The following is a 26,676-nucleotide window of genomic DNA, read 5'->3' as shown; positions in this document are numbered from 1 at the left end:
TGTCGGCGGGGTCCCCGATCCGAAGCCGTGCGGCGAAGGAGGATCTACGGTCGATGTCCCGGTTGTTCGGCACCGATGGCGTGCGGGGTTTGGCCAACGCCGACCTGACGCCGGAACTGGCCCTGGCGGTGTCGGCCACCGCGGCGCGCGTGCTGTACGAGCACGACGATTCGCACCGCCGCGTGGCCCTGGTCGGGCGTGACCCGCGGGCCAGCGGGGAGATGCTGGAAGCCGCGGTGACTGCGGGGTTGACCGCGGCCGGGGCCGACGTGCTCCGCATCGGTGTCCTCCCCACGCCCGCCGTGGCGCAGCTGGTGGCGATGACCGGGGCCGACCTCGGCGTGATGATCTCCGCCTCGCACAACCCGATGCCGGACAACGGCGTCAAGCTCTTCGGCGCGGGCGGGCACAAGCTGCCCGACGCGGTGGAGGACGTGATCGCTTCCCGGCTGGGCGAGGACGTGCAGCGGCCGACGGGCAGGCACATCGGCCGAGTCCGGGACGACGCGGAGGCTCTGCACCGGTACGTGGACCGGCTGCTGGAGGTCGCGCCGCAGCCGTTGCACGGGTTGACCGTCGTCGTCGACTGCGCGCACGGCGCCGCGTCCTGGGCGGCTCCCGAGGCGTACCGCCGAGCGGGGGCGAACGTGGTCCCGCTGCACGCGGAACCGGACGGGCTCAACATCAACGACGGTGTCGGCTCGACGCACATCGACGGCCTGCGCGCTGCGGTGGTTGAGCACGGTGCGGACCTGGGCATCGCCCACGACGGTGATGCCGACCGGTGCCTGGCAGTGGACGCCGAGGGGCAGGTCGTCGACGGCGACCAGATCATGGCGGTCCTCGCGCTCGCGATGCGCGAGGCCGGCGAGCTGACCGAGGACACCGTGGTCGCCACGGTGATGAGCAACCTCGGGCTGCGGCTTGCGCTCGGCGAGTGCGGCGTCGACATGCGCACCACGAAGGTGGGTGACCGCTACGTCCTGGAGGAACTGCACTCCGGCGGCTGGGCGCTCGGCGGTGAGCAGTCCGGGCACATCGTGCTGCCGGACAACGTCACCACGGGCGACGGGCTGCTGACCGCGCTGCGGCTGATGGGGCGGATCGCGCAGACCGGCAAGCCGCTGGCCGAACTCGCCGCGGTGATGCAGCGGCTGCCGCAGGTGCTGGTGAACGTGCGGGTGGTGGACAAGTCCACCGCCGTGTCCGCACCCGAGGTCACCGAGGCCGTGGCCGCGGCCGAGGCCGAACTGGGCGGGTACGGGCGCGTGCTGTTGCGACCCTCCGGCACCGAGGAACTGGTCCGGGTGATGGTCGAGGCGCCCAGCGAGGACGGAGCGCAGCGCGTGGCTGAGCACCTCGCCGGCATCGTTGCCGCGATCCAGTGATTGTGTGATCTAGCTCTCGTGGTCGGCGGGGTTGTGTGCGACCCTCGTCACATGAGTGCAATAGCCACCGCTCTCGCCGTGGGCGCGATCGCGCTCGGCCTGGTCGCGGGCATCGTCGTGTTCGCGGTGCTCGCGCTGGCCGGGTTGAAAGCGATCAACGCGGCGCACGAGGGGCGAACCTGGTTCGTCGATCACGTCAGGCACCGCCGGGCCTCGTAGGGGCGTTTCCACCTGCGCGCGGTGTGGTAACCGGTGCACGCGGTCAGCGGCGCACCGGCGTCGGTGCAGGGCTCGGACGGTCGGAGCGGCCGGGCGGGAACCCGGCCGCCGGCATCGACGTGGCTGATCCCGCTGCGCGGACCCCGCTTCGGTTGCCGCTGCGTGACTGCTGCTGCGTGGTTGCTGTTGGGCGGCTGCTGCTGGGCGGGGGAGTGCTGAGTCGGAACTGCTGGTCAGGAACTCCCGGACCGATCGCGGGCGGACTGGTCGCGGGCGGGGCCGGTCGCGGGCGGAGCCGGTCGCGGAACTTCCGCACGCCGGAGAGGAGGGAACATGCGGGTTCTCGGTGATCTGCTCTGGGGATTCGTGATACCTCTGGTGCTGCTGGTTGTCTTGACCCTCCTCGCGGTCGTGCTCTCGCAGGGATGGGGTCTTCCCGTCGTGCTGGGGTGAGGCCCGGTAGGGCCGTGCTGGTTCGCTTTCCCGTTCGAGGGCGCTGGTCCGTGCGGCTGGTGCTGCGCGGCATGATGATTCCCCCCAACGTTCTGGTGGCACCGCTTCTGGTGGCACCGCGCGCCGTTCGCCGCGCAAGATGATTGCCCGAAACGCCGCGAGCTGCCGATCGGACCTGCCAAGATGGGCGCGTTGATCGACATGCGCGTCCGCGTCGCACCCGCGGTGTGGTCCCGTGCTGGGTGTCCCGTGCTGGTGGCCCGTAGCTGGTGACGAGGCGGAACGAGCAGAGAGGAGGAGGGCGTGTCCGGGTTCGGGGCGAATGCCGGCGAGCTGAGCTCGGTCGCCGGCAGCATTCGCAGCGCCGGTGATCCGTTGCGGGACGAGCACAGCAAGAAGGTCGCGGACTTCGAGTTGGGCAAGGCCGACTTCGGTGAAGCGCACCAGCAGCACTTCCAGGGCTTCGAGGAAGGTGTGCAGAAGCTTTCCAAGAGTCTCCGGAGCATGGCCGATGCGATGGATGATTTCGCGACGAACTTGGAACAGGCCAGTTCCGACTACGAGGCCACGGACGAGAGTGCGTCCGAGGACGTCGGCCAGTCCGGGGAGAAGTGATGAGCGGGGAGGAAAAGCCGAGTTGGGAGGAAGTCGAGAAGCTACTCAACAACCCGGACGTCTCGGACGAGAAGAAGTATGAACTCGTCCGAGGGTACGAGTACCATGGCGAGGGTGGCGATACGAAGGAGTTGGTGGCGTATCGCGATCGTTACCGGGACGAGGACGAGTACACTACCTACGCCGGCGCCCCGCACAATCAGAACCACCAGGCGCACCGTTACGACCTGGACGAGGCGTACAAGGACGCGAAGGAGCAGGCGGACTCGGCGGCAGAGGAAAGGGAGAGGGAGGTCGAGAACGCCCGCGGGGCTCTGGAGGACAGCGAGAGGGCCGCGCAGAGCGGCGAAAACGGCGGTGCGGGGGTGAAGACCGCCGACGAATTGCTGGAATCCGGGAAGCCTGGTTTAAAGTTTTTCGAGAACTGGGTTCCGCTGTACCACGATATTAAGAATGCCGTCAACGACAAGGAAAAAGTTAAGAAGCTTGAGAAGATAAAAGAGGAGTACCAGCAGCAGAGCGGTCTGGACTTTGCCAAGTTCGCTGGCTGCGCCGATGATCTGGAGGCTGCCGACAAGGGCGCCAGGGAGGCGCACCAGAAAACGGCCGGGAAGCTCGGCCAGTTGTGGGGGTCGTGGAGCGGACAGGCGGCTCAGGCTTCGGAGGGTTTCTTTCAGGAAAAATTCACTCCCGCGGCGCAGGAGAGGGTGGCAGCGCGGGCGAAGGACGGTGCTGAGTCGATCCGCGAGGCGAACAAGAGCGTCGCCGAGTTCGTGCGGAACAAGGTGAAAACCGTTCTTGGGTTCGCCGAACATGCGAGTCAGATCGACGGGAAAGGGAAGTCCGACTGGAAGATCACCATCGAGGTCGCCAACAACAGCCAGGACGACGACACGCTCAAAAGGGCGTGCGCGATCTGGAATGTCCAGATTGATAACGAGTGCTGGGGCAATGATCTGACGGACGGGCAGAGGCGGAAGATTCAGACGGACTGCCAGAGCGTGGTCCGCGATACCTTTGCTTCGATCGTCGAGAGTTCCTGCGCCGAGCTGCACGAGGCCTGCAAGGACGCCAGGGAGAAGATCGACGAGGCCTTCGGCGAGCTGAACAAGGTGCTCGGTGAGGCGGAGGAGGACCCGTTCAAGAACCCGGGACCTGCGCCGGATTCGGAGGGCGACAAGGGCGGCGGTTCGCAGCAGCCGGACCAGACACCTGGTGGTGGCACGCCCGCGGGCGGTGGCGGTCCGCAGGGCGGAGGCGGGGGCGATGCCTCGGGCGGCGGTGGCACGCCCGGCGGTGCCGGAGGCGGAGCTCCGGGTGGTGGCGGCACACCTGCAGCGCAGGACATGCCGAAGCCGCCGGATCCGCAGGCGGCGATGCCCGACACGCCCGGCGGTCCCGGAGAATCCAGCGGGCCGGGTGAACCCGGCGGCCCTGGAGAATCCGGCGGACCGGGTGAGTCCGGCGCTCCGGGGGATCCCAGCGGCCCTGGGGAGCCCGGTGGTTCTGGGGAACTCGATGCTCCTGGGGAGCGGGGCACGCCAGCAGCTCCGCAAGGGCCGGGAACGCCCGACGGGCCCGGTGCACCCGGCGATTCGGGGGAGAAGGTGACGCTCGGCCAGGGGGAGGAGGCCGTGAGCCTGAGCGAGCCGGGACCGGACGGCACGGTGAACGTGGAGATCCGCGATGAGAACGGCGAGCCGAAGTCGTACGCCCTCGCGCTCGGCCAGGAAGGCGACAACCCCGCCGGGCCGGGGCAGCGGGGAAGTGGCCCGCCCTTGCCGGGACAGCAGGATCCGGGTGGACCGGTGCCGGAACCCGGCGGCGCCGGCCAACCGGGCGAACCGAACGCGGGACCCGGCGGGATGCCCGGGCCGGACGGACCGGGCGGGGCCGTGGGCGGCCCGATTCCGGTGCAGCCCGGTGAGGACGGCAAGGCCGTGATCGAAGAGGGCGACCGCACGATCACCGTTGAGCGGGCACCGGAAGGCCGCCTCGCCGTCAGCGTGGACAACGGCGGGGGTCAGCCGCCGCTGCACCAGACCGTCGGTTTCGGTGGCGACGGCGGGGTCCCGGCGCCCGGCATGCCGGACGGCCCTGCGCAGTCCGCGGATCCGGGTACCGGCCCGGGTGGCCAGACGCCTCCCGCCCCTCCAGAGCCCGAGGCGCCCTCGCCGGACCCCCCGGGCGCGAGCAGCCAGGTGCCGACCGCGCCGCAGACCGCGGAGGCTCCTGCGGCAGCGCAGCAGGGGCCTGTCGGCGACCCCGCCGCGACTCCCGGCGGGCCCGAGGCCGCTCCCGGTCCGACCGCGGCGACCGGTGCCCCCGAGGCGCAGCCCGGTGCCGCTGCCCAGAACGCGCCGGCCTCGACGACACCGCAGTCCGCGCTCGGCTCGGTGTTCAGCGCGAATGTCGGGGGATCCTTCGGCAGCATCGCCGGGGACCTCTTCGGTGGCACCAGCCCCGACAGCGCGACCGGGCCGACGGAGCCGGGTTTCGGCGGCGGCCCCGATCGCGGGGCGTCCGCGGTGAACGAGGGCGCCGCCAAAGCTCCGGGTGAAGCGCAGTCCGGCGGGCCGAGCGGCGGTACTTCCGGCAGCGCCCAGGGGTCCGGCGCCGGCGGCGGCATGATGGGCGGTATGGGCATGATGGGCGGCGGCATGGGTCAGCAAGGCGGTGACCAGGAACGTTCCAACGACAGCCCGTGGCGCACCGAGGGTCAGCTGTTCGACGACGGCGTTCCGCAGTCGAACGTGCGGTACCGCTCCGTGATCGGCGAGGAAGACGAGCGACCCGAGCAGAACAAGAACACGTGACGGTGCGGCGAGAGGCGAACGTGAGCGGGGACAGCGAACGGGTGAGAGCGTTCCGCGACCGGATGCAGACGCTGGTCGCCGAGAGCGCGCGCAACCGCGAAGCAGCCGGGCAGCGGTGGCAGGAAACGGTCAAGCAGGCCGGGGAGAAGGCCGACGAGCAGGTCGCGAAGGCGCAGAAGCTCGTCGAGCGGGTGCGCGAACGCGCCGCGTACCTCCGCCGCCAGGAGGAGTCGAACGAGATCTCCGTCGGTGCGGAGATCGACGAGGAAGAACGGGATCCGGAGGTCGAGCGCTTCGCCCAGTCGTTGCGGGATCAGCAGCGCGAACAGGAGCGTGCTGCGGCGAGCACTGCGCAGGCCTCGGCAGCCCCGGGGGCGCCGACCTCGGCGCCCGGTGCAGCGCCGAACGCGGCAGCACCTGGCCAGGCTCCAACTCCGGGCACCGCGCCACCCGGGGGAGGTTCCGCCACCGGCCCCGGTGCTGCCGCACCTGCGTGGCAGAGCTCCTGGCAGGTGCAGGCGGGCAGGTTCGGCCGGCAGAGCGCCGAGGGGGCCGAACAGCCCGCGCCGAAGCGGAAGGAGCCTCCGGCGGCGCAGGCGAACGGGCGCGAGCAGCAGTCCGCGCCCGCGGAAGCACCGCGCCCACCCGCACGTCGCCGGGAGCCGGTGTTCGACGACCCGGTGTTCGACGACGATGAGGACTTCAGCAACCAGACCTGGTTGCGCTGAAATCCCGTTGCCGCGGGCTCAGGGGTGGTGCGGCGGTCCGTGGTCCCGGCCTGCCGCCCGCGGTGGTCCGCTCGGCCGCGTCGGGCCGGGCGCGGGCGGCTGGTCCTGCATCTCCCCGTGCTGTTGCGCCCCGCCGTGTACCGGTGGGGCCGCGGCAGGACCAGCCGCTCCGCGCGGCATGTGCGGTGCGGGCCCTCCGAACTGCGCGGCCTGCGGCCGGGTCGGGCGCGTGAGCGTGCGGCGCACGATCGGGAGGAACACCAGCCCCGCGAGGAGGATCGGGGTGAAGGCCAGGAACAGCCAGATCGGGCTCCGCAGCCACACCGTCCAGAACGACGCTCCCACGTGGAGGAACTCCAGGACGGCCTGGTGCACGACGCTTTCGATCTGGACGAGCCCGTAGACGAGGTAGGCCCACAGCGCGAGGCGTTGACGGCGCAGCAGCAGGACCACGCCGGCGACGGCGGACGCCACGGACACCGCGAGTTCGAGGTAGGCGAGGGCCAGCTGCACGTTCGGTTCGGGCGGGCCGTAGAGGGCGAGGAGCCGCACGTTGATGATGACGGAGTAGGCCGGGAACAACAGCGCGAGCGCGCCCAGCGCGATCGCGACGACGCGTCCGGCGTCCGGACCGCCCGGTGCGTTCGGGGGAGGAGCCGGGGCCCCGGGTGGCAGCTGGGCCCCGGCCTGCGGAGGGGCAGCTTGCGGAAGTCCGGTCGGCGGAGGGCCGGGTTGCGTGCCGGGTGGGGGTGGTGGTCCTGGTGGGCCGAACGGCTGCGCGGGGCCCGGTTGTGCGGGCTGGTCCCGTCCCGGGGCCGGTTGGCCGTGCGGAGCAGGCTGCCCCGGTGAAATCCCGGGGTAGCCATCCGGTCCCTGCTGGCCCTGCGGTGGTTGCGGCGTGTTCATCGCCGGGGAGTATGGCTGAGGTGATCACTCCTGTGGGGCGGATCGGCCACGTGCCCCGGCGCGTCGGTGCCGCGGCCCCGGCGCACGCCTCCTGAACACGGCGCACGCCTCCTGAACACGGCGCACGCCGCCTGAACGCCGGCGCACGCCTCCTGAACACGGCACACGCCGCCTGAACACGGCGGACGCCGCTGCGCCACCCGGTGCCGCGGGAAGCCCGCGCCGCCGCGCCTACGCGGCGGTGAGTTCTCCGCGGGTGTGCTCGGAGTCGAGCTCGGTGCCCTTGAGCTTCTCCGCCAGCAGCATCGCCCCCCGCTTGTCCCTGGCCAGCGTGCGCAGGAAGAACGCGGTGAACAGCGCTTTGGTGATCCGCTGCGTGCGGTACTCCGAGCGGCCGTGCAGCAGCAGCTCCGACCAGTGCCGCCCCTCGGTGTAGCCGAGGTGGCTGGCCTTCGGCAGCGTGCGCAGCTGCACCGCTGCGCCCCAGGCGCGTGCCAGCGGCATCGCGTGCGCGTTCGCCGGAGCGAGCAGGTCGTTGTCCCCGGTCAGGAACAAGGCGGGCGCGCTGACGTGCGGTGCGACGTCGAACATCGACGGCAGCGTCTGCGCCGGAGCCGCTGCCGCGACCGCGCGCACCCGGCTGTCCGAGCCCGCGGCGAGCACGGAGCAACCGCCACCCATGGCGTGCCCGGCGAGTCCGAGCCGGCGCTCGTCGACGCTGATGCCGCCGTCGCCGAGCCGCACGTTCACGCAGACGTCCAGGGCGGTGCGCAGGTCGTTGGCGAACGAGCGGTGCGAGGCGAACACGCCCTTCTGGGTGGCCGGCGCGGCGACGACGAAGCCCCACGAGGCCAGGTGCCGCAGCAGTCCGAGGTAGCGCCGCGGCGGTTGCAGCCACCCGTGCCCGAAGGCGATCGCCGGCAGCCCGAATCCGCTGCGTGGCGTGCACAGCACACCGGGCAGCCCTACCAGCGCCAGGTCGCCGTGCAGCACCTCGTGCGGCCCGCGGCGGGAGAGTTCGTCGAACGCGTTCGTCACATTGCGCGCCATGGGCCGTAACCGTAGTCCACGGCCCCGCGTGTGTGCGGGAGCCACGCCTCCGCGGAGGTGCGGCGCGCGAGCGGTAGCTACGCTGGGGCGAGTGTGCGGCATCGTTGGTTACGCAGGACATCGCCAGGCCCTGGACGTGGTGCTCGGAGGTTTGCGCCGCCTCGAGTACCGGGGGTACGACTCGGCGGGAGTGGCGCTGCCGAACGGGCGCGGTCCGCTCGCCGTGGAACGCGCCGCCGGAGCGCTGTCGAACTTGGAAGAGCGGCTGGCCGCCTCGGACGGGGCGCGGTTCGCCGGCACCAGCGGCATGGGTCACACCCGCTGGGCAACGCACGGCGCGCCGACTGATCGGAACGCCCACCCGCACTGCGACAGCAGCGGACGGGTCGGGGTGGTGCACAACGGCATCATCGAGAACTTCTCCGCGCTGCGGGCCGAGCTGGAGGCCGCGGGTGTGGAGATGGCCAGCGAGACCGATACCGAGACCGCTGCCCACCTCATCGCCGCCGCGTTCGACCGCGGCGCCACCGCCGGTGATCTCACGGCGAGCGTGAACGCCGTGGCCCGCCGGTTGGAGGGCGCGTTCACGCTGGTGGTCACGCACGCCGACGTGCCCGGCACGGTCGTGGCGGCGCGGCGTTCCTCGCCGCTGGTGGTGGGCGTCGGTGCGGGCGAGCACTTCGTGGCTTCGGACGTGGCCGCGTTCATCGAGCACACCCGCGACGCCGTCGAGCTGGGCCAGGACCAGACGGTGACGATCACCGCGGGCGGCTACCGGGTGACCGATTTCGACGGTGCGGAGGTCGCGGCGAAGCCGTTCACCGTGGACTGGGACTTGTCGGCCGCCGAGAAGGGCGGGCACGACTACTTCATGCTCAAGGAGATCGAGGAGCAGCCGGAGGCCCTGCGCAACACGCTGCGCGGGCACTTCCAGAACGGTTCGGTCGTGCTCGACGAGCAGCGCATGAGCGACCAGGACCTGCGGGACGTGGACAAGGTCTTCGTCGTGGCCTGCGGCACGGCGTACCACTCGGGGCTGCTGGCCAAGCACGCGATCGAGCACTGGTGCCGCATCCCCGTGGAGGTGGAGCTGGCCAGCGAGTTCCGCTACCGCGACCCGGTGCTGGGGCGCGACACCCTGGTCGTGGCGATCTCCCAGTCGGGTGAGACCGCGGACACCTTGGAGGCGGTGCGGCACGCGCGCACCCAGCGGGCGCGGGTGCTGGCGATCTGCAACACGAACGGGGCGCAGATCCCGCGCGAGTCGGACGCTGTGCTCTACACGCACGCCGGCCCGGAGATCGGGGTGGCGGCGACGAAGACGTTCCTGGCGCAGATCGCCGCGAACTACCTCGTGGGGCTGGCGCTGGCGCAGGCCCGCGGCACGAAGTACCCGGACGAGGTGGCCCGCGAGTTCGCCGACCTGGCGGCCACGCCGGAGGCGGTGCAGCAGGCGCTGACCGCGGTGGAGCAGACCCGGCAGCTGGCGCAGGACCTGGTCGGTTCGAAGGCGGTGCTGTTCCTCGGTCGGCACGTGGGCTACCCGATCGCGCTGGAGGGTGCGCTCAAGCTCAAGGAGCTCGCCTACATGCACGCGGAGGGCTTCGCGGCCGGGGAGCTCAAGCACGGCCCGATCGCGCTGATCGAGGAGGGCCTGCCGGTGGTGGTCGTGATGCCGTCGGCGAAGGGGCGGGCCCAGCTGCACGCCAAGATGGTGTCGAACATCCGCGAGATCCAGGCCCGCGGCGCGCGGACCGTCGTCATCACCGAGGAGGACGATGACGCGGTGCGTCCGTTCGCGGACGAGCTGGTGGAGGTGCCCGCGGTGTCGACGCTGTTGCAGCCGCTGGTTTCCAGCGTGCCGCTGCAGGTGCTGGCTGCGGAGATCGCGCGCGGTCGCGGTTTCGACGTGGACAAGCCGCGCAACCTCGCCAAATCGGTCACGGTCGAGTGACGCCGCGGGGTCGGTCGTGATCATCGGCGTGGGCACGGACCTGGTCGAGGTGCGGCGGTTCGCCGCGTCGCTGCGCCGCACCCCGGAGCTGGCGGATCGCCTGTTCACCGCGGACGAGCGGGTCACGTGGGAAGGGCGGGCGCGGTCGGCGCGTTCGCTGGCGGCCCGCTTCGCCGCGAAGGAGGCGGCCGCGAAGGCGCTCGGGGTTCCGGCTGGCGTCGAGTTCACCGACTGCGCCGTGCGGAGCACCTCCGACGGGCGACCGACGCTGCACGTGACGGGCGGGCTGGCGGCGGCCGCGGCGCACCGCTCGGTGAACCGGTGGCACGTGTCGCTGACGCACGAGGTCGAGCTGGCCTCCGCCGTGGTCATCGCCGAGCACGTCGCCGCCGGGTGAACATTTCTCGAGAAAAGTCGCCGACATTTCTCGAGAAATGTCCGCCAGCCCCGCCGGGGCGCGGGAGTGGTGACGCGCCCCGGCATGACTGGGAACACACGACGAGCACGTATCGTGTTCGCCAATGGACGCCGGCGACGAGGAGGCCCTGGCATGCGGGGAGCGTGGACACCGGAGCAGATTCGCGCTGCCGAGCAGAGCCTGTTCAGCACCGTCGCCGAACCCGCTGTGATGCGCCGCGCCGCCTACGCGGTGGCGATGAGCGTCCGAAAGGTGCTGGTCGAACGCACCGGAGGTGTTGCGGGCCGCCACGTGACGCTGCTGGTCGGCGCCGGGAACAACGGTGGCGACGCGTTGTGGGCGGGGGCCGAGCTGCGCCGCCGCGGCGCCGGTGTGACGGCTGTGCTGCTGGCGCCGGACCGCACGCACGCGGAGGGGCTGGCGGGCCTGCGTGCGCGCGGCGGCCGGGCCGTGCCGGCCGAGGGTGCGCACCCGGACACGGCGGGCATCGGTGCTTCCGCGGCCGATGCCGTGCAGCGCGCCGACGCGGTCGTCGACGGCATCGTCGGCCTGGCCGCGCGCGGCGGGTTGCGGCCGACCGCGGCGCTGCTGGTGCAGCGCATCACCGCTCCGGTGGTGGCGGTCGACCTGCCCAGCGGTGTGGATCCGGTTACCGGGGAGGCCGCGGAGAACGCGGTGCGCGCGGAGCGCACGGTGACCTTCGGCGGCAGCAAACCAGGGCTGGTCCTCGGTCCCGGCGCGGTGCGCGCCGGGGCGGTCGACGTCGCCCCGATCGGTGTGCACGAGCACCTGCCCGAGCCGGAGCTGTTCATGCTCGACGGCGTCGACGTCGGGGCGCACTGGCCGGTGCCGGCTCCGGCGGACGACAAGTACACGCAGGGCGTGGTGGGCATCGCCGCCGGTTCGGCCACCTTCCCCGGCGCCGCGGTGCTCGCCGCGGGCGCGGCGGTGCAGGCCACCTCCGGCATGGTGCGCTACGCCGGGCCGGCCGCGGACACGGTGCGCAACCACTGGCCCGAGGTCGTCACGACCGGGGCCGTGGCCGATGCGGGCCGGGTGCAGTCCTGGGCGATGGGCCCGGGCATCGGCACCGGCTCGAGCGGCCGCGACGTGGTGCGGCACGTGCTCGAGTCGGGCCGCCCGGTCTGCGGGGACGCGGACACGATCACGCTGCTGGCCGAGGACGCGTCGCTGTGGGACGCGCGGGACCCGGAGGCGCCCGTGGTGCTCACCCCGCACGCCGGGGAGTTCGCCCGCCTGGCGGGCGGCGAGCCCGGCGCGGACCGCGTCGGCGCTGCCCGCGAGGTCGCCGCCCGGTTCGACGTGGTGCTGCTGCTCAAGGGCAACACCACGGTGGTCGCCGCGCCGGACGGGCGCGTGCTCGTCAACGACGCCCGCCACGCGTGGCCGGCCACCGCCGGTTCCGGGGACGTGCTCACCGGGCTGATCGGCGCGCTGCTGGCGAGCGGCATGGATCCGCTGTGGGCGTGCGGCTGTGCTGCCCGGGTGCACGCCACGGCGGCCGAGCGCGCCGCGCTCGGCCGGGGGACGAGCGGGGGCATCGAGGTGGGTGCGCCGATCGGCGCGTCGGCGCTGTTGGCGGCGGTGCCGGATGCGGTGCGCGAGGTGCGCGGCCGGGCGCTCGAGGCCGGCGCGCTGAGGACCGTGCAACCCGAGTGACCGGCGGTGATGCTGCTGCCGGAGGTCGGTTGGCCGGTCTCGTGTGCGAGGATGGTGCTGCATGAGCGAGTTGACCGCCTTCCGCGCTGATCTTCGCGTGGACCTCGACGCGGTGCGGGGCAATGTGCGCCTGCTGGCGGGGATGGCGCGCGAGTCCGGCGCGGCGACGATGGCCGTGGTCAAGGCCGACGGGTACGGCCACGGAGCGGTGCCGGTGGCGCGGGCGGCGCTGGAGGCCGGCGCCGAGTGGATCGGAGTCGCTTCGCCCGATGAGGCGCTGCAACTGCGCGCGGCGGGCATCACCGCGCCGGTGCTGTGCTGGCTCTACACCGACGGGGAGGATTTCGCACCTGCGCTGCGCGCCGGGGTGGACCTGTCGGTGTCCTCGTCGAGCGAGCTGCGCGCGATCGTCCTCGCGGCGCGCGGGGTGGGCGCTGCCGCGCGGGTGCACCTGAAGATCGACACCGGGTTGAGCCGCAACGGCTGTCCGGCGGAGGAGTGGCCCGAGCTGGTGGACGCGGCGGCGAAGGCCGAGGTCGACGGGGATGTCGCGGTGCACGCGGTGTGGTCGCACCTGGCCTGCGCCGACGATCCCGGCGATCCGTCGGTGGACGCCCAGGCGGAGCGGTTCGGCCGGGCGTGGACGCGGGCGCGGGAGGCCGGGTTGCGGCCGATCCGGCACCTGGCGAATTCGGCGGCGGCGCTGACCCGGCCGGACCTGCGGTTCGACCTGGTGCGCCCGGGCATCGCCGTGTACGGGTTGGATCCGGTGTCGCGGCGGGGCGAGCGCGGTCTGCGTCCGGCGATGACGTTCCGCTCCTCGGTGGTGCGGACCAAGCGGGTCGCCGCGGGGGAGAGCGTGTCCTACGGGCGGACGTGGACGGCGTCGCGCCCGACGACGCTGGCTCTCGTCCCGGTCGGCTACGCCGACGGGGTGCCGCGCAGGTTGTCCGGGAACCTGTCGGTGTGGCTGGCGGGGCGGCGGCGTCCGGTCGTGGGGACCGTGTGCATGGACCAGGTGCTCGTCGACTGCGGTGATGCGGAGGTTCCCGCTGGTGCGGAGGTCGTGCTGTTCGGCCCCGGGGACCGGGGCGAGCCCACTGCCGCGGAGTGGGCCGAGGGTCTCGGCACGATCCACTACGAGATCGTCACGGGCATGTACCGGCCGCGGGTGACGCGGACGGTGGTGGCCGGATGAAACCGCTGTGGCAGGCGCTGGCGTGGGCCGGCGGTGTCGCGGGTGCGGCGGGCGTGGTGCTCGGCGTGGCCGGTTCGCGCCGCCGCGACGGTGATCCGGCCGATCCGCGAGCTCCCCGACCGGAGGAGGTCGGCCCGGCAGAGACCCGTTCTGATGGGGCCGGCCCGGTCGGGACCCGCTCGGCCGACTCCTGCCGGGAGGACCCGGCCGCGGAGGAGCTGCCGGGCAGGTCGGACGCCTCGCGCAGCTCCACCGTCTCCACCGATGACGGGGTCCCGCTGTGGACCTGGGAGTTCGACCCGGTCGGCGATCCGGACGTGACCGCGGTGTTCGTGCACGGGTTCGCCCTGGACAGCCGTGCGTGGACGTTCCAGCTGCGCACGTTGGCCGCCTCGGACGACCCGCGGGTGCGGGTGGTGGCCTACGACCAGCGCGGGCACGGCAGGTCCGGCTACACCGGCGCCACCGGCAGCACGATCGAGCAGCTCGCCGCGGACCTGGACGCGGTGCTGCGCGCTGTGGTGCCGCGCGGGCCGATCGCGCTCGTGGGGCACTCGATGGGCGGCATGGTCGTCATGGAGCTGGCCGAGCGGTGTCCGGACCTGTTCCGCGAGCGGGTGCGCGCGGTCGCGTTCATCGGCACCGCCGCGGGCGGGCTCGAGCAGACGCGGATGGTGCGGCCGTGGCTGTCCCGCTACAACCCGGTTCCGCGCGGTCTGACGATGCTCGCCGACGTGCAGCCCGACCTGGTGGAATGGGTGCGGCACCGGGGCGATGCGGTGGCGCGGCGGATCACCCGTTCGCTGGCGTTCGGCGGGCGGGAGGTCACCGCGGCCGTGGTCGACCTGGCCGCGGAGATGATCGGGGCGACCCGGGTGGAGGTCATCACCGATTTCCTGCCGACGTTCGCCGCGCACGAGCGCACCGCCGCGCTGGCCGCGCTGGAGAGCTGCGAGGTGCTGGTGCTCGGCGGCGACGCGGACCGGATCACGCCGTTCTCCTGCGCCGAGGCGATCGCCGAGGCCGTGCCGCACGCTCGGCTCGCCTCCGCGGAGGAGGCCGGGCATCTGGTGATGCTGGAAAAGCCCGAGCTGGTCAACGAGGAGTTGTTCCGCTTGCTGCGCTCCGCCCTGCTGCCGGGCGGAAGCGGTGCGGCGAACGGATCGGTTCGACCTGAGAAGGTGACGCGCACGATGGAATCCGAGGCGAACGCGGCAGTTCCGGCGCTGGAATTGTCCACTGAGGACGAAACGTGGGAGTTCGGTCGGGACCTCGGCGCGCGGTTGCGCGCCGGCGATCTCGTGCTGCTGGACGGCCCGCTCGGTGCGGGCAAGACCGTGCTCACCCGCGGCATCGCGGCGGGCATGGGAGTGCGGGGGCCGATCACCTCGCCGACGTTCGTCATCGCCCGGGTGCACGATCCGGAGTCCGGCGCGGGCCCGTCGCTGGTGCACGTCGACGCCTACCGCCTGTCCTCATTGGACGAGGTCGACGACCTGGACCTGGACACGGATCTGACCGAGGCCGCCGTGGTCGTCGAGTGGGGCGAGGGCATGGCCGAGCGCCTCGCGGACTCGCACCTGCTGGTGCGGATCCAGCGCCGCCCGGACGACGTCCGCGAAGTGGGGCTGCACCCGCAGGGCCCCGCCTGGCGGGGGCGCGAGCTGGGTTCGCACCGCGGTTGAGCGCAGCACGCCGCTGCCGTGCGGGCGAACACCCGGAGCAGCAGGAGCCCTGTTCGACTGCGCCGTCGGGCGAGCTCCGGGCTTCTCCCCGGGCCTCACGGCTCGGATTCGTCCGAGCCGATCTCCTCGGCCAGGTCCCGCGCCAGCCGCTGCATCAGCGGGATCACCTCGTCGGTGGTGCAGCGGGTCATGCGTCCTTCCGGCCCGCTGATGGAGATGGCCGCGCGCGCCGGTGTGTGCGGTAGCGCCACCGCGTAGCAGCGCACACCCACTTCCTGCTCGCCGTCGTCGACGGCGTAGCCCTGCTGCTGGATGCGTTCGATCTCGTCCCACATGCCGTCGACGGTGGTGACGGTGCGCTCGGTGTGCGGACGCATGTGCGTGCGCGTGAGCAGCTGGTGCACCGGGTCGGCGGGGAGGGTGGCGAGCACGGCCTTGCCGACGGCGGTGGCGTGCGCGTCGACGCGGCGCCCGACCTCGGTGAACATGCGCATGGAGTGCTGCGAGGGCACCTGCGCCACGTAGACGATCTGGTCGGCGTCGAGCACCGCCATGTTCGAGGTCTCGCCGGTGGCTTCGGTGAGCTCGGCGAGGTAGGGCCGTGCCCACGTGCCGAGGGCGCGGCTGGCCGTTTCGCCCAGGCGGATGAGCCCGGGGCCGAGCACGTAGTGGCGGGAGGGCTGCTGCCGCACGTAGCCGCGGGTGACGAGCGTGCGCATGATCCGGTGGATCGTCGGCAGCGGCAGCCCGGACTTGTCGGCGAGCTCGGAGAGCGCGACCTCCCCGCCCGCGTCGGCCATGAGTTCCAGCAGTTCGAAGGTGCGCTCGACCGACTGCACTCCTCCGGCCTGCTGCGTGCGGCGCGGATCGGTGGCCATGAGCGTCGTCCTTTCGGCTGGGGTCCGTGCGGAAGTCTATCCCGCGTGCGTCGCGACCACGTCTGTTGCTTCGAACGCGATGTGGAAACTAACATCCACGATGCAGAAAACAAGACAGCCGTACCGCTAGGATGCGACGGCCGGCCGGCCGTCGCGGCCCCGCGTGGATGCGCGCGAGCGCACCACGCGGCACTGTGAACGCTCACCACCATCTGGCGACCCGGCAGCGAAAAGAGGTGGACTCTCATGTCTCAAGGACAGGGCGTGCGCGTGCTCGGCGCACCTGTCGAACGCGGTGACGAGATCCTGACGGCCGAGGCCCTGGAGTTCGTCGCCGGCTTGCAACGGGCCTTCGGCCGGCGCCGCGCGGAGCTGCTCGAGCGGCGGGCCGAACGGCGCGCCCAGGCCGTGCGCGACGGCCGGCTGGACTTCCTCGAGGAGACCAGGAACATCCGCGAGGGCGACTGGCAAGTCGCCGAACCGCCGGCGGACATCCGCGACCGCCGCGTGGAGATCACCGGACCCACCGACCGCAAGATGGGCGTCAACGCGCTCAACTCCGGTGCCCGCGTGTGGCTGGCCGACCTCGAGGACGCCAACACCCCGCACTGGAACAACGTCGTGTCCGGTCAGGTCAACCTCTCCGACGTGGTCCGCAAGCGGATCGAGCTGACCACGCCGGAGGGCAAGCACTACGAGCTGCGGGACGACGTGCAGCACGCGGTCCCGCTGGTGCGCCCGCGCGGCTGGCACCTGGACGAGAAGCACGTGCTCGTCGACGGCGAACCCGTCGCCGGTGCGCTGCTCGACTTCGGGCTGTACTTCTTCCACAACGCGCGCGAGCTGATCAACCGGGGCAGCGGGCCGTACTTCTACCTGCCCAAGATGGAAAGCCACCTGGAAGCGCGGCTGTGGAACGACGTGTTCACGCACGCGCAGTCCGAACTGGGCATTCCGCACGGCACGATCCGCGCGACCGTGCTCATCGAGACCTACCCGGCGGCGTTCGAGATGGAGGAGATCCTCTACGAGCTGCGCGAGCACTCGGCCGGGCTGAACGCGGGACGCTGGGACTACCTGTTCAGCGTCATCAAGACGTTCCGCGAAACCGGGCAGTACATCCTGCCGGACCGCAACAGCGTCACGATGACCGCGCCGTTCATGCGCGCTTACACCGAACTGCTGGTGCGCACCTGCCACAAGCGCGGCGCGTTCGCCATCGGCGGCATGGCCGCGTTCATCCCCACCAAGGACCCGGCGACCAACGAGAAGGCGCTGGCCAAGGTGCACGACGACAAGAAGCGCGAAGCCGGCGACGGCTTCGACGGTTCTTGGGTCGCCCACCCGAACCTGATCGGGCCGTGCTTCGAGGAGTTCAACGCGGTGCTGGGCGAGGCGCCCAACCAGATCGACCGCAAGCGCGAGGACGTGTCGGTCACCGCCGATGACCTGCTCAACGTCGCCGCCACGCCCGGCGGCAAGACCCGCGAGGGCCTGCGCGGCGCGGTCGACGTCGGCGTGCGCTACCTGACCGCGTGGCTCGGCGGCAACGGCGCCGCGGCGATCCACAACCTCATGGAGGACGCCGCGACCGCCGAGATCTCCCGCTCGCAGGTGTGGCAGTGGCTGCACAACGGCATCGAGCTGGACAACGGCGAGAAGGTCACCAAGGACCTCGTCCGCGAGATCCTCGCCGACGTGCACCAGGAGTTGCAGCAGGAGTTCGGCGCGGACGAGAACCTCGCGCAGGCCGTGGAACTGTTCGAACAGGTCGCCGTGGCCGACGAGTTCGCCGACTTCCTGACCCTGCCCGCTTACGAGCGGATCGACTGACGGTTTCCGGTGCGGCCCCTGCCGGCACGCCTGCCGTCCCGCCGTCCACGAAGGCGGGCGGCAGCCGGGAGGGGCCGCACATCCCCGATGGAGAAGAGGAGAGTGCTCCGTGGTCCGGACCTCGTTGGACCCCGCCGCCGTGAACGACCGGTTGCGACGTCTGTCCGCTGTGGATGAAACGCTCGCCGAGGCCTACCCCGGTTCCGGTGCGGCGCGGCAACCCGTGCACACCTGCTACGTGCCGGCGAACCAGGTGGACGGCGACACCGTGCGCTCGTGGGGCCGGCGGGCCCTCGAGGCGCTGGACGCACACGCTCCGCGCCCTGCGGACCTGGCCGAGATCCTCGACATGCCGGTCGAGATCGCCGAGGCGGTGCACCCGCGGGTGTTGCAGCGCTTGGCCGAGGAGCCGCTGGAGGACCTGCGCATCGACTTCGAGGACGGCTACGGGCAGCCGGGCGACGAGGTGGAGGACGCCGACGCAGCCCGCACCGCCGGGGTTCTCGCCGACTGGCTGGCCGCCGATGCGGCACCGGGCACGTTCGGCCTGCGGGTGAAGTCCTTCGACACGCCCGCGTTGCGGGCGCGTTCGCTGCGCACGCTCGACGTGTTCCTCACCGAACTGCTGGACCGGCACGGGCGGCTGCCGGACGGGTTCGTGCTCACGTTCCCGAAGATCATGGACGTCTCCCAGGTGGAGGTGTTCGTCGAACTGCTGGGACTGACCGAACGCGCCCTCGGGCTGGACGAGGGCGCGCTGCGGTTCGAGCTGCAGGTCGAAACACCGCAGTCCATTGTGGACTTAGATGGCCGGTTCGCGCTGCCGCGGCTGATCCGCGCCGGCGCCGGGCGGGTCAGCGGGCTGCACTTCGGCACCTACGACTACACCGCCGCCTGCGGGCTCACCGCGGAGAACCAGCACCTGGCGCACGGGGCCTGCGACTTCGCGCGGCACGTGATGCAGGTTTCCGCCGCGGGGACCGGGGTGTTCCTCTCCGACGGCTCCACCAACGTGCTGCCGGTCGGCGAGCAGGTGCGGCACGGTTGGCGCACCCACTACGACCTGCTCCGCCGGTCCCTGCGGCACGGTTTCTACCAGAGCTGGGACCTGCACCCGGCGCAGCTGGTCACCCGCTACGCCGCCGTGTTCGCGACGTTCCGGGAAACCGCCCCGCAGCAGGCGCAGCGGCTGGCCGCCTACGTCTCGGCCACCGACTCCGCCGTGCTCGACGAACCGGCGACGGCCCGGGCGCTCGCGGTATCGTTCGCACGCGCCCTGGACAACGGGGCCATCGACGCCGCGGAGGCCGAACGGATGACCACGCTGCCCGAGCAGCGCCTGCGCGCGCTCGCGCACTGATCCCCTCGCCCGCGGGCGACCGCGCCTGCGGGCGCGTGCTCGCGGGTGCGACCTCCGCGGGTGGCTGTGCCTGGCAGACGGCTGTACCCGCGGTGCCGTGGGTGTCGTGTCCGGTGGGTGCCGCGGCTGCACCCGCGGGCGCGATCTTCGCGGGTGCCGCGGTCGCCGGCCGTGCCGCGGACGTCGGCGTGCCGGTCCGAACGCGGAGAGGAGCACCGAGGATGGAACGACCCGACGGCGATGGCGAGCAGGACGGCGGTCCTGCGCCGGAGCGGCTCGAGCGACTGGCGGAGCGGTTGACGGGCCACCAGGTGTTCGGCGAGCCCGTCGTGCACGGTGCGAGCACGCTCGTGCCGGTCGCGGCGGTGCGGACGGGAGCAGGCCTGGGCGGTGGCCGCAAACGCGGTGGCGGAGGAGGTGCCGACGTGCGACCCGTCGGTGCCTTCTGCCTGCGCAGCGAGGGCGTCACCTGGCATTCCGCGGTGAACGTCAATCGCGTCATCCTGGGCGGTCAGCTCGCCGCCACCGTCCTGGGCGTCGCGATCGCCCTGGCTCTGCGCAAGCGACGGTGATCCCCTCGTCCTTCGGGCGACTCCGCAGTGCTCCGCGCAGGCGCCCCTTCTCTGGAACTCTTCCAGGGAGCACAATTTTCATGATAATTGTGAGTTGTCCCCACACGGATGGAGCACAAGCTGTCCACAGGGGATCGTGTTGTCCACCGGTACTCCGCGTGTCGGGTGGGGGCCCGTGCGTGTCGGCGGATCCGGGAGGCGGACCGAAGCGGGTCAGTCTTCGACGGTGGCCGGGTCCACGCCGCACCAGTCGCTGAGCATCGACGAAACGTCGAGCACCGTCGGCCGCTGCTCCGGGGCGGGTTCCAGGCACGCGTCCACTGCGCGCGCCAGCGGCTGCGGCCACGCCTGCTGCCCGGTCAGCGGTTCCGGCGGTTCGCGCAGCTGCGGGTAGTAGCGGCCGCCGCCGGCGGTGCGTTCGCGGTGCGGCACGTGCCTCCACGGCGGCGCTCCGGACAACGCCTCGTAGAGGGTGACGCCGAGTCCCCAGGTGTCCGCGGTCGCCGTCATCGGGTCGCCGCGGGCCTGCTCAGGCGAGAGGTAGTCGAACGTCCCCGCGGAGCTGAGCTCGCCGATGCGGCAGGCGAGGCTCAGGTCGAGCAGCACCGCGCGTCCGCCGCTGGCGACGATGTTGGACGGTTTCACGTCGAGGTGCACCCAACCGCGCTGGTGCAGGTAGGACAGCACCGAGCACAGTTGGATGCCCAGCACCGCCACGTCCAGCGGCGCGATGTGCTCCTCGTTCGCGATGAGATACCCCAGCGTGTTGCCGCCGACCGTTTCGACGATCACCACCGGTCGAGTCGGTGCGTGCGTCGCGGTGATCTCGTAACCGCGCACCAGGTGCGGATGGGTGAGCTGGGTGAGCATGACGCCCTCGTTGCGCAGCGAGCCGGCGGCCTGGTTGTCCCCGGCGCGCTCCGGTCGGAGCGTCTTACCGATGCAGCGGCACGAACGCTCCGCGCTCCACAGGTCGTAGACGTCGAGCCGCGTGCCGCGGCGGAGGTGCGCGACCACGCGGTAGTTCGGCGCGAGTTCCGCGCCGGGTTCGACCACGGGGCCGGCCGGTTCGGCCGGCGCTTCCTGGTCGCGCGAGCAGGAGCTGAACGAGTCGGGGAGTATCACTGGTCACCGCAACAGCACGTCAGCGGGGGTTCTGCGGCTCGTTGTGCGGGTTCGGCTGCGCCGGGGTGTCGAGCCCGCGGTGCGGAGCGCTGCTCGAGCGGCGGGGGTGCGCATCACCGGCCGGCCGGTCCGGGCCGTGTACGTGCCTGGCCGGGAACAGCGGCGTGAACAGCCTGGTCATGCGCGTTCACTCCTCGCCCGTCGCCGATGCTGGTGGTTCACCCACGATCATTGTCCGCATGACGAGCGCCGAGGTCGAGACCGGTGAGCGCTTCAAGCGGAATGTCCGCATGCCGGGGGCTGCGCGGTGTGCTTCCGCGCCGCTCTGCTCGGGCAGCTCGGCGCAGCATTCGCGCAGGAACGCGGCCAGGTCTTCGAGCGCGACGGCGGTGTCGTGGCAGCGTTGCTGCGAGAGCCTGCCGCCGCCGACGGAGTGGGCGGCGTCGTCGAGCATCCACTCGCCCTGGCGCATGAGCACGGCCAGCACGCGCTGCGTCTCGGCGCGCGTCATCGCGCACCGCCCCGGGCCTCGGTGCGCGGCCGGGCCACGACTCGGCCGGATTCGTCGCGCACCAGCACGATCTCGTGCTCGTCGCGTTCGTGCCGACGCACCACGTCGTGGTAGCGGTGCTCGTAGCCGCACTCGCCGTGGGTGCAGCGGTAGACGAACTGCACCGCCGTTGCGGGCTTGTCGATGCGAACGGGCATGGAATTCCTCGGAAGCGTCGGTTCGGGTGCTCGGCGGTGCCGGGCGCGGATCGTTGCTGCGTGCACGGAAAAGCAGGTCGCGACGTGCACTGATGAGCCTGCTGCTGTCGATCAGAGTTGGGCTGCGAAAAGCCGCTCGCGCGGGCAGTCGCACGCGCTCGTGTGCTGCGCGCGGCGCTGTGTCAAGCACCTCACCCCATCGGAGGGTGGGTACATTTCTCGAGAAACGTCGCCGACATTTCTCGAGAAAAGTACACACCGTCGCCGCGCACGGGTGTCTGCGCAGCGCTTTTCCGGAGCGAGGTGCGCCGTGGAAGCGGTGGCGCCACCGGTCCTTCGGGCGCGAACCGCGCGTGGCAGGCCTCGCAGGGTGCGTATCCGGCGCGCGGAGGCGTGAACCCACCACGGGCGCGCCGCCAGGGCAGGTCGATGCCGGGCAGGCGGTGGCCGCACACGCCGCGCGGAGGCCGGTCGCGGCCGGAGGCGTCCAAAGCCGCCGCGTCGACGAGGTGCACGACGGATTCACAGCTGCTCGCAGCCCACAGCAACTCGGGATTGCCGGTGTCGCGGGCAACGCGTTGCGCCGGCTCCCGCGCGGAGGGTGGTGGCTCCTGTCCGGAACACGGCGATCCCCGCGTGGCGGGCAGGGGTGCCTGCGCGCAGGCCGGAGGTGCTTGTGTCGAGAACGGTGGCGTCTGCGCGGAGGATGCGGGCGCCTGCACGGAGGTTGCAGGCGCCCGCGCGGAGGTTGCGGGCGCCTGCAGGGAGGTTGCGGGCGCCTGCGCGGAGGAGGGCGGTGCCGCGCGGGACGGCTGCGAGCTGCGCAGCAACGCCGCAGCGAGCACGCACAGCCCGGCGAAGAGCTCCAGGACTACGAGCAATGGCTTCTCCGTAGGAAGAACGGCCTGTGGAAGTTTCTGCAAATTGGTTGCGTAACCACTATGTTGAACGTGCAACCGACGAGCAATTCCTCGTTCGGGTGATCAACTACCCGGTAGGTGTGCTGGATAGGATCGGTTACATGGCTGCAACCAGTGGAGCCCCGCGGGGCCGGGCGCTCGCCGCTGCGCTCAGGGACGCCCGACTGTCGCAGGAGATCGGCTTGCGTGATCTCGCTCGCCGCATCGGAATTTCGCACACGCTCGTTTCCCAATGGGAGCGCGGCCATCGTCTCCCCAAGGTTGAGGACGTGGCGACCGTGCTCACCGGTATTGGAGTCTCGTCGGCGGAACGCGGCCGCATCATCGAACTCGCCCGCAACGCGGGGGAAAACGACTGGCTCGCTTCCGGGATGCCGGGCATGTCCCAGCAGATGGCGGGCATGCTCGAGTGCGAGCGTGCCGCGTCGGAGATCGTCAATTGGGCCCCGTTGCTCATTCCGGGGCTGTTGCAGACCTCCGACTACGCCCGCGCCATCCTCGGAGCGGGCAACGTTCAGCCAGGCCAGGTGGAGACACAAGTCGTGTTCCGGGTCGGGCGTCGTGACATCGTCAATCGGCGCCGTCCGACGCAGTTGTGCGCGCTGATCGGCGAACCCGCCTTGCATCTGCAGGTCGGCGGCCCGGAAGTCCTGGTGCACCAGCTGCGGTTCCTGCAGGAGGTAGCGGAGTCCTGGGATGCCGTCACGGTGCAGGTCGTGCGCAACGACGTCGGGTGGCATCCGGGGGCTTCCGGGTCGTTCGTCTTCTACGAGTTCGACGACGGGCCGCCGATCGTGCTGCTGGAGCACCACCGCTCATCGGTTTTCCTGTCCAATGACGAGGATCTTTCGGAATATCGCCGAGCTGCGGATAGTCTTCGCAAGGAAATGGCGATGGAGCCCCAGGCTTCGGCCGAGTTCATCGCCGGTGTCGTCGAGGAGCTGGAGGCGGCTTGATGGGTGCGTTGTGCGAGGCGAGCGGTTGGCGCAAGTCGAGCTACAGCGGTCAGGACACGGACTGCGTCGAGGTCGGGCGCACCGGAGCAGGTGCTGCCGTGCGGGACTCGAAGGACCGCGCGGCCGGTTACGTCACGGCCGACCGCGGGCAGTGGCAGGCGTTCCTCACCGCGGTGAAGTCGGGAGCGTTCGGCTGAGCACCGGTGCGACGAGCCAGGGCCTCAGCCAACGGGCAGGTACTCCGGCCTTGCTGCGCGGGCGTTCCCCGTGCTCGTTCGCACGAGGAACGCCCGCACGAGGAACGCCCGCGCGGCGGACGTCCGGCGCAGCTGGCGGAGGTGCTCAGCGAGAACCCTCGGCGGACGTCGCGTCCGTCGCACCTTCCTGCACCTGCTGCGGGATCGCGGTCGCCGTTTCCTCCGCCGCGGCGCCCGCGGAGCCCGCTCCCGCAGCAGAACCCCCGCTGCCCGCAGGACCCGCGTTCGCCGTGGCACCCGCGGCAGCACCGCGCGGAACCGGAGCCCCTTCACCGGAATCGCTCGCAGCTGCCGTGCCCTCGGGCGCGACCTCGCCGCCGTGCTCGGTCGCAGAACCCGCGCGGAAGCTGTTGAACAGCAGGTTCAGCAGGATCGCGACGAGGCAACCGGTGCTGATGCCCGAGTCGAGGATGGTGCGCATCGCCGCCGGGAAGTTCTCGTAGAAGTCGGGCGCGGCCACGGGGATCATGCCGATCCCGATCGCACCGGAGACCACCAGCGCGTTGAACGGATCGCCGAGGTCGGCCTTGCTCAGCGTCTTGATGCCGCTGGCCGCCACCGAGCCGAACAGCACGAGCGCGGCACCGCCCAGCACCGGCTGCGGCACCAGCGAGATGATCGCGCCGACGATGGGGAACAGCCCCAGCAGGATGAGCACCCCGCCGGCCGTGGCGACGACGAAACGGCTGCGCACGCGGGTCAGCGCGACCAGGCCGATGTTCTGCGCGAACGCGCTGCAGGTGAATCCGCCGAACACCGCGCTCAGCGCGCTGCCCGCACCGTCGGCGCGCAGCCCCGCCGCGATGGTCTTCTCGTCGGCGGGCTTGTCGACGACCTCGCCCAGCGCGATCATGTCCGCTGTGCTCTCGGTCATCGCCACGAGCATGACGATGCAGATGGACAGCGTCGCGGTGAAGCTGAACGCGGGCGTGGCTAGCTCGAACGGAACCGGCAGGTTGAAAACCGGGGAGTTGTCGAACGTGGTGCTGTCCACCGCACCCAGCGGCCACGCCACGAGCGTGCCGGCGACGAGCCCGATGAGCAGCGAGATGCGGTTCCAGAACCCCTTGAGAACGCGGTTGAGGATGACCACGAGGGTGAACGTGGCCGCGCCGAGGATGATCTTCTGGCCCGTTGCGTAGTTCGGCGCCTCCGGGTCGTCGCCGGCGATCCAGTTGATCGCCACCGGCATCAGCGACAGCCCGATCAGCGTGATCACCGTGCCGTTGACCAGCGGCGGGAAGAACCGCAGCAGCCGCGAGAAGTAGGGCGCGGCGAAGAACGCGAGCACACCGGCGATGAGCACCGAGCCGTAGAGCACGGGCAGCGGGTCGTCGGACTGCTGGTCCACGATCGCCAGCATCGGTGCCACCGAGGCGAACGTGACGCCGTTGACGAACGGCAGGCGCGCCCCGATCCGCCACACGCCGACGGACTGGAGCACGGTGGCCAGCCCCGCGGTGAACAGGCTCGCGGCGATGAGCAGGGCCATCTTCAGCGGCGGCAGCCCGATCGCTTCACCGACGATGAGCGGCGGTGCGACCACGCCCGCGTACATCGCCGCGATGTGCTGCACGCCGAGCGCGAGCATCCGCCACCAGGGCAGTGTCTGGTCGACCGGGTGCAGGTCGGATCTGCCGTTGCGGGAACCGCGGTTCCGCCGCGTGGTGAACAGGGCCATGGTGCTCTCCTAGAGGGGTGAGGAGCAGGTGAACCGCACCGGCGACGAATTCCGGGCCGGGGAGGGTGCAGTAGCGGAATTGTCGGCAGTGGGGGTGCGAAAACGCGCGGGGCCACCGGGGAAACCCCGATGGCCCCGTGACGTGCCGAGTCCGCGCGCCGGTTCCCGTTCGAGCAACACCGCAGTGAGCATCCGAACCACTCCCGGAGGAACGAGTGAGGAATGCCCGGATCGCAGGAGACGAGCCGGTGTTCGTCAGAAACGGCGTGCGGAATGATCGGCACGCGGGTTCCGGAATCCGCCGTGTGCGGGGAGGAAGATCCGGACGCGGCGGTCGGAACGAAAGCAGCTGAAAACGGCGCGGGAAGGATCTCCCGCCGATTTTAGAACTCGGGCAGGCTGAACCAGGCTTCCGGGGATTCCGGAACGTCGTCGCGGGTCACCGTGCCTTCGATCAGCCCGTACGGGCGGTCGGCGGCGAAGAAGACCTCGTTGTTGTTCTCCAGGTCGCAGTAGGACAGATCCACGAGGAAGTGGTGCTTGTTCGGCAGCGACAGGCGCACTTCGGCGAGTTCGGAGTGCGCTTCCAGTGCCGAGCGGCCCATTTCGTAGAGCGTCTGCTGCAGCGCGAGGCTGTGCGTGGTGGCGAAGGCCTCCAGCAGCGTTGCGCGGATCGAGGAGAAGCTCTTGTCCCAGTCCACGTCGTTGTGCTGGTAGCGCCACCGCGCGGTGACGGCCGTGGCCAGCACGCGGTCCTCGGTCTCGGCCAGCGTGGTGTAGCGGTCCTTGGGGTATCCCCAGAACTCGGAGCCGGTGGATTTGAGCACGACCAGGTCGGACAGGCCGGAGACCACGTGCGCCTCGCCGTTGTGCATGGTGACGGCGGTGGTGCGCTTCTCCTCGCCGCTGCGCAGGAACGAGTGGTCGTGCCCGGTGCCGCCGACGGGGATGCGTTCCCAGGGGTGCTCCTCGGCGAGGATGCGCGCGCCGGTGACGGGTTCCTGCGTGTTCACGAAGTGGTGGCCGAGGCGCAGCGCGAAGTCCTCGATCGCGCCGATCGGTTGTTCCTTGGCGAAGGCGTAGACGGTGTTCTTCTGCGTGTCGGTGGGCAACACGTTCGAGTTGTCGCCATCGTGGTGGGCGCTGGCGAAATCACCGCGCAGCGATGTGCTCACGGTGAGGTCGCGCATGCGGTGGCGGGTGCTGGAGCGGTCCACCGCCACCATGCGCACCTCGGCCTTGCCGTATTGGTTGTGCCCGAGTACGACACCCATCG

At 71.3% G+C, this 26,676-nt stretch carries 24 protein-coding genes; 15 read left to right on the top strand and 9 right to left on the bottom strand.

Annotated elements, in window-relative coordinates; translation table 11 throughout:
• The first annotated feature begins 53 nt into the window (after positions 1–53).
• The 5 genes from glmM to ACVGV2_RS18255 all read left to right on the top strand — a co-directional run bounded on the left by glmM (position 54) and on the right by ACVGV2_RS18255 (position 6,219).
• Positions 54–1,388 carry a phosphoglucosamine mutase gene (glmM, locus tag ACVGV2_RS18275; protein ID WP_459163574.1) on the top strand — a complete coding sequence of 445 codons (1,335 nt, stop codon included), beginning with the start codon at positions 54–56 and terminating at the stop codon, positions 1,386–1,388.
• A gap of 51 nt (positions 1,389–1,439) precedes the next feature.
• Entirely contained in the window at positions 1,440–1,607 is a 168-nt protein-coding gene (locus ACVGV2_RS18270; RefSeq protein ID WP_459163573.1) for a hypothetical protein, read from the top strand.
• 756 nt (positions 1,608–2,363) lie between these two features.
• Positions 2,364–2,675: a type VII secretion target gene (locus ACVGV2_RS18265; RefSeq protein ID WP_459163572.1), complete on the top strand. Its 312-nt coding sequence runs from the start codon at positions 2,364–2,366 to the stop codon at positions 2,673–2,675.
• Complete coding sequence (locus ACVGV2_RS18260) at positions 2,675–5,491, top strand: WXG100 family type VII secretion target (RefSeq protein ID WP_459163571.1); 2,817 nt, start codon at positions 2,675–2,677, stop codon at positions 5,489–5,491. Before ACVGV2_RS18265 ends, ACVGV2_RS18260 begins: the two co-directional genes overlap by 1 nt.
• Complete coding sequence (locus ACVGV2_RS18255; RefSeq protein WP_459163570.1) at positions 5,488–6,219, top strand: hypothetical protein; 732 nt, start codon at positions 5,488–5,490, stop codon at positions 6,217–6,219. Before ACVGV2_RS18260 ends, ACVGV2_RS18255 begins: the two co-directional genes overlap by 4 nt.
• 18 nt (positions 6,220–6,237) lie before the next feature.
• Here the strand turns inward: ACVGV2_RS18255 and ACVGV2_RS18250 are convergent, their stop codons facing one another.
• Together ACVGV2_RS18250 and ACVGV2_RS18245 are read right to left on the bottom strand one after the other, a co-directional pair.
• Positions 6,238–7,125, bottom strand: coding sequence for a hypothetical protein (locus tag ACVGV2_RS18250; protein WP_459163569.1), 888 nt, complete (start codon positions 7,123–7,125; stop codon positions 6,238–6,240).
• Positions 7,126–7,356: 231 nt separating this feature from the next.
• A complete protein-coding gene (locus ACVGV2_RS18245; protein ID WP_459163568.1) occupies positions 7,357–8,175 on the bottom strand; it encodes a dienelactone hydrolase family protein in 819 nt (272 codons plus the stop codon).
• A 91-nt stretch (positions 8,176–8,266) separates the two neighbouring features.
• On the opposite strand from ACVGV2_RS18245, the gene glmS reads away from it, so the two are divergent.
• The 5 genes from glmS to tsaE all read left to right on the top strand — a co-directional run bounded on the left by glmS (position 8,267) and on the right by tsaE (position 15,110).
• Positions 8,267–10,129 carry a glutamine--fructose-6-phosphate transaminase (isomerizing) gene (gene glmS, locus ACVGV2_RS18240; protein ID WP_459163567.1) on the top strand — a complete coding sequence of 621 codons (1,863 nt, stop codon included), beginning with the start codon at positions 8,267–8,269 and terminating at the stop codon, positions 10,127–10,129.
• Between the two features lie 16 nt (positions 10,130–10,145).
• Positions 10,146–10,526, top strand: coding sequence for a holo-ACP synthase (locus ACVGV2_RS18235; RefSeq protein WP_459163566.1), 381 nt, complete (start codon positions 10,146–10,148; stop codon positions 10,524–10,526).
• A gap of 153 nt (positions 10,527–10,679) precedes the next feature.
• Positions 10,680–12,227, top strand: a complete 1,548-nt coding sequence (locus ACVGV2_RS18230; protein ID WP_459163565.1) for an NAD(P)H-hydrate dehydratase — start codon at positions 10,680–10,682, stop codon at positions 12,225–12,227.
• A 61-nt stretch (positions 12,228–12,288) separates the two neighbouring features.
• A complete protein-coding gene (gene alr, locus ACVGV2_RS18225; RefSeq protein ID WP_459163564.1) occupies positions 12,289–13,425 on the top strand; it encodes an alanine racemase in 1,137 nt (378 codons plus the stop codon).
• A complete protein-coding gene (tsaE, locus tag ACVGV2_RS18220) occupies positions 13,422–15,110 on the top strand; it encodes a tRNA (adenosine(37)-N6)-threonylcarbamoyltransferase complex ATPase subunit type 1 TsaE (protein WP_459163563.1) in 1,689 nt (562 codons plus the stop codon). Before alr ends, tsaE begins: the two co-directional genes overlap by 4 nt.
• Before the next feature lie 95 nt (positions 15,111–15,205).
• On the opposite strand, the gene ACVGV2_RS18215 is transcribed toward tsaE, so the two are convergent.
• On the bottom strand, positions 15,206–15,988 hold the full coding sequence (locus tag ACVGV2_RS18215) for an IclR family transcriptional regulator (RefSeq protein ID WP_459163562.1): 783 nt from the start codon (positions 15,986–15,988) through the stop codon (positions 15,206–15,208).
• Between the two features lie 246 nt (positions 15,989–16,234).
• On the opposite strand from ACVGV2_RS18215, the gene aceB reads away from it, so the two are divergent.
• The 3 genes from aceB (at position 16,235) to ACVGV2_RS18200 (ending at position 19,753) form a co-directional block, all read left to right on the top strand.
• Positions 16,235–17,821: a malate synthase A gene (gene aceB, locus ACVGV2_RS18210; protein WP_459163561.1), complete on the top strand. Its 1,587-nt coding sequence runs from the start codon at positions 16,235–16,237 to the stop codon at positions 17,819–17,821.
• Positions 17,822–17,930: 109 nt separating this feature from the next.
• Positions 17,931–19,181 (top strand): DUF6986 family protein, encoded by a 1,251-nt coding sequence (locus ACVGV2_RS18205; protein ID WP_459163560.1) that lies wholly within the window; start codon positions 17,931–17,933, stop codon positions 19,179–19,181.
• Between the two features lie 221 nt (positions 19,182–19,402).
• The gene (locus tag ACVGV2_RS18200; RefSeq protein WP_459163559.1) at positions 19,403–19,753 is read left to right on the top strand and encodes a hypothetical protein; all 351 of its coding nucleotides are present in this window, start codon (positions 19,403–19,405) and stop codon (positions 19,751–19,753) included.
• Between the two features lie 213 nt (positions 19,754–19,966).
• Here ACVGV2_RS18200 and ACVGV2_RS18195 read toward each other — a convergent pair whose 3' ends face one another.
• Genes ACVGV2_RS18195 through ACVGV2_RS18180 form a run of 4 tightly spaced genes read right to left on the bottom strand, consistent with a single transcriptional unit; the run spans position 19,967 to position 21,586 of the window.
• Positions 19,967–20,878, bottom strand: a complete 912-nt coding sequence (locus ACVGV2_RS18195; RefSeq protein WP_459163558.1) for a serine/threonine-protein kinase — start codon at positions 20,876–20,878, stop codon at positions 19,967–19,969.
• Positions 20,879–20,897: 19 nt separating this feature from the next.
• Positions 20,898–21,059 carry a hypothetical protein gene (locus ACVGV2_RS18190; RefSeq protein WP_459163557.1) on the bottom strand — a complete coding sequence of 54 codons (162 nt, stop codon included), beginning with the start codon at positions 21,057–21,059 and terminating at the stop codon, positions 20,898–20,900.
• A 6-nt stretch (positions 21,060–21,065) separates the two neighbouring features.
• Positions 21,066–21,389: a hypothetical protein gene (locus ACVGV2_RS18185; protein WP_459163556.1), complete on the bottom strand. Its 324-nt coding sequence runs from the start codon at positions 21,387–21,389 to the stop codon at positions 21,066–21,068.
• Complete coding sequence (locus ACVGV2_RS18180; RefSeq protein WP_459163555.1) at positions 21,386–21,586, bottom strand: hypothetical protein; 201 nt, start codon at positions 21,584–21,586, stop codon at positions 21,386–21,388. Before ACVGV2_RS18180 ends, ACVGV2_RS18185 begins: the two co-directional genes overlap by 4 nt.
• A gap of 1,021 nt (positions 21,587–22,607) precedes the next feature.
• Between ACVGV2_RS18180 and ACVGV2_RS18175 the strand changes: the two genes are divergently transcribed.
• Both ACVGV2_RS18175 and ACVGV2_RS18170 read left to right on the top strand, forming a co-directional pair.
• Positions 22,608–23,462: a helix-turn-helix domain-containing protein gene (locus tag ACVGV2_RS18175; protein ID WP_459163554.1), complete on the top strand. Its 855-nt coding sequence runs from the start codon at positions 22,608–22,610 to the stop codon at positions 23,460–23,462.
• The gene (locus tag ACVGV2_RS18170) at positions 23,462–23,659 is read left to right on the top strand and encodes a DUF397 domain-containing protein (protein WP_459166051.1); all 198 of its coding nucleotides are present in this window, start codon (positions 23,462–23,464) and stop codon (positions 23,657–23,659) included. Before ACVGV2_RS18175 ends, ACVGV2_RS18170 begins: the two co-directional genes overlap by 1 nt.
• Positions 23,660–23,804: 145 nt before the next feature.
• On the opposite strand, the gene ACVGV2_RS18165 is transcribed toward ACVGV2_RS18170, so the two are convergent.
• Together ACVGV2_RS18165 and pucL are read right to left on the bottom strand one after the other, a co-directional pair.
• Positions 23,805–25,400: a nucleobase:cation symporter-2 family protein gene (locus ACVGV2_RS18165; RefSeq protein WP_459163553.1), complete on the bottom strand. Its 1,596-nt coding sequence runs from the start codon at positions 25,398–25,400 to the stop codon at positions 23,805–23,807.
• A 383-nt stretch (positions 25,401–25,783) separates the two neighbouring features.
• The gene (pucL, locus tag ACVGV2_RS18160; RefSeq protein ID WP_459163552.1) at positions 25,784–26,674 is read right to left on the bottom strand and encodes a factor-independent urate hydroxylase; all 891 of its coding nucleotides are present in this window, start codon (positions 26,672–26,674) and stop codon (positions 25,784–25,786) included.
• Between the last annotated feature and the right edge of the window lie 2 nt (positions 26,675–26,676).

The organism is Bounagaea algeriensis, from assembly GCF_054491375.1.
The sequence above is the reverse complement of the archived record's forward strand: the minus strand, read 5'-3'. Positions and strand labels throughout refer to the sequence as shown.

Coding starts and splice junctions, on each gene's coding strand:
- glmM (WP_459163574.1), top strand. CDS start 54: ATGTCCCGGTTGTTCGGCACCGATGGCGTGCGGGGTTTGGCCAACGCC.
- ACVGV2_RS18270 (WP_459163573.1), top strand. CDS start 1,440: ATGAGTGCAATAGCCACCGCTCTCGCCGTGGGCGCGATCGCGCTCGGC.
- ACVGV2_RS18260 (WP_459163571.1), top strand. CDS start 2,675: ATGAGCGGGGAGGAAAAGCCGAGTTGGGAGGAAGTCGAGAAGCTACTC.
- ACVGV2_RS18250 (WP_459163569.1), bottom strand. CDS start 7,125: ATGAACACGCCGCAACCACCGCAGGGCCAGCAGGGACCGGATGGCTAC.
- ACVGV2_RS18245 (WP_459163568.1), bottom strand. CDS start 8,175: ATGGCGCGCAATGTGACGAACGCGTTCGACGAACTCTCCCGCCGCGGG.
- ACVGV2_RS18230 (WP_459163565.1), top strand. CDS start 10,680: ATGCGGGGAGCGTGGACACCGGAGCAGATTCGCGCTGCCGAGCAGAGC.
- alr (WP_459163564.1), top strand. CDS start 12,289: ATGAGCGAGTTGACCGCCTTCCGCGCTGATCTTCGCGTGGACCTCGAC.
- tsaE (WP_459163563.1), top strand. CDS start 13,422: ATGAAACCGCTGTGGCAGGCGCTGGCGTGGGCCGGCGGTGTCGCGGGT.
- ACVGV2_RS18215 (WP_459163562.1), bottom strand. CDS start 15,988: ATGGCCACCGATCCGCGCCGCACGCAGCAGGCCGGAGGAGTGCAGTCG.
- aceB (WP_459163561.1), top strand. CDS start 16,235: ATGTCTCAAGGACAGGGCGTGCGCGTGCTCGGCGCACCTGTCGAACGC.
- ACVGV2_RS18200 (WP_459163559.1), top strand. CDS start 19,403: ATGGAACGACCCGACGGCGATGGCGAGCAGGACGGCGGTCCTGCGCCG.
- ACVGV2_RS18190 (WP_459163557.1), bottom strand. CDS start 21,059: ATGACCAGGCTGTTCACGCCGCTGTTCCCGGCCAGGCACGTACACGGC.
- ACVGV2_RS18185 (WP_459163556.1), bottom strand. CDS start 21,389: ATGACGCGCGCCGAGACGCAGCGCGTGCTGGCCGTGCTCATGCGCCAG.
- ACVGV2_RS18180 (WP_459163555.1), bottom strand. CDS start 21,586: ATGCCCGTTCGCATCGACAAGCCCGCAACGGCGGTGCAGTTCGTCTAC.
- ACVGV2_RS18175 (WP_459163554.1), top strand. CDS start 22,608: ATGGCTGCAACCAGTGGAGCCCCGCGGGGCCGGGCGCTCGCCGCTGCG.
- ACVGV2_RS18170 (WP_459166051.1), top strand. CDS start 23,462: ATGGGTGCGTTGTGCGAGGCGAGCGGTTGGCGCAAGTCGAGCTACAGC.
- ACVGV2_RS18165 (WP_459163553.1), bottom strand. CDS start 25,400: ATGGCCCTGTTCACCACGCGGCGGAACCGCGGTTCCCGCAACGGCAGA.
- pucL (WP_459163552.1), bottom strand. CDS start 26,674: ATGGGTGTCGTACTCGGGCACAACCAATACGGCAAGGCCGAGGTGCGC.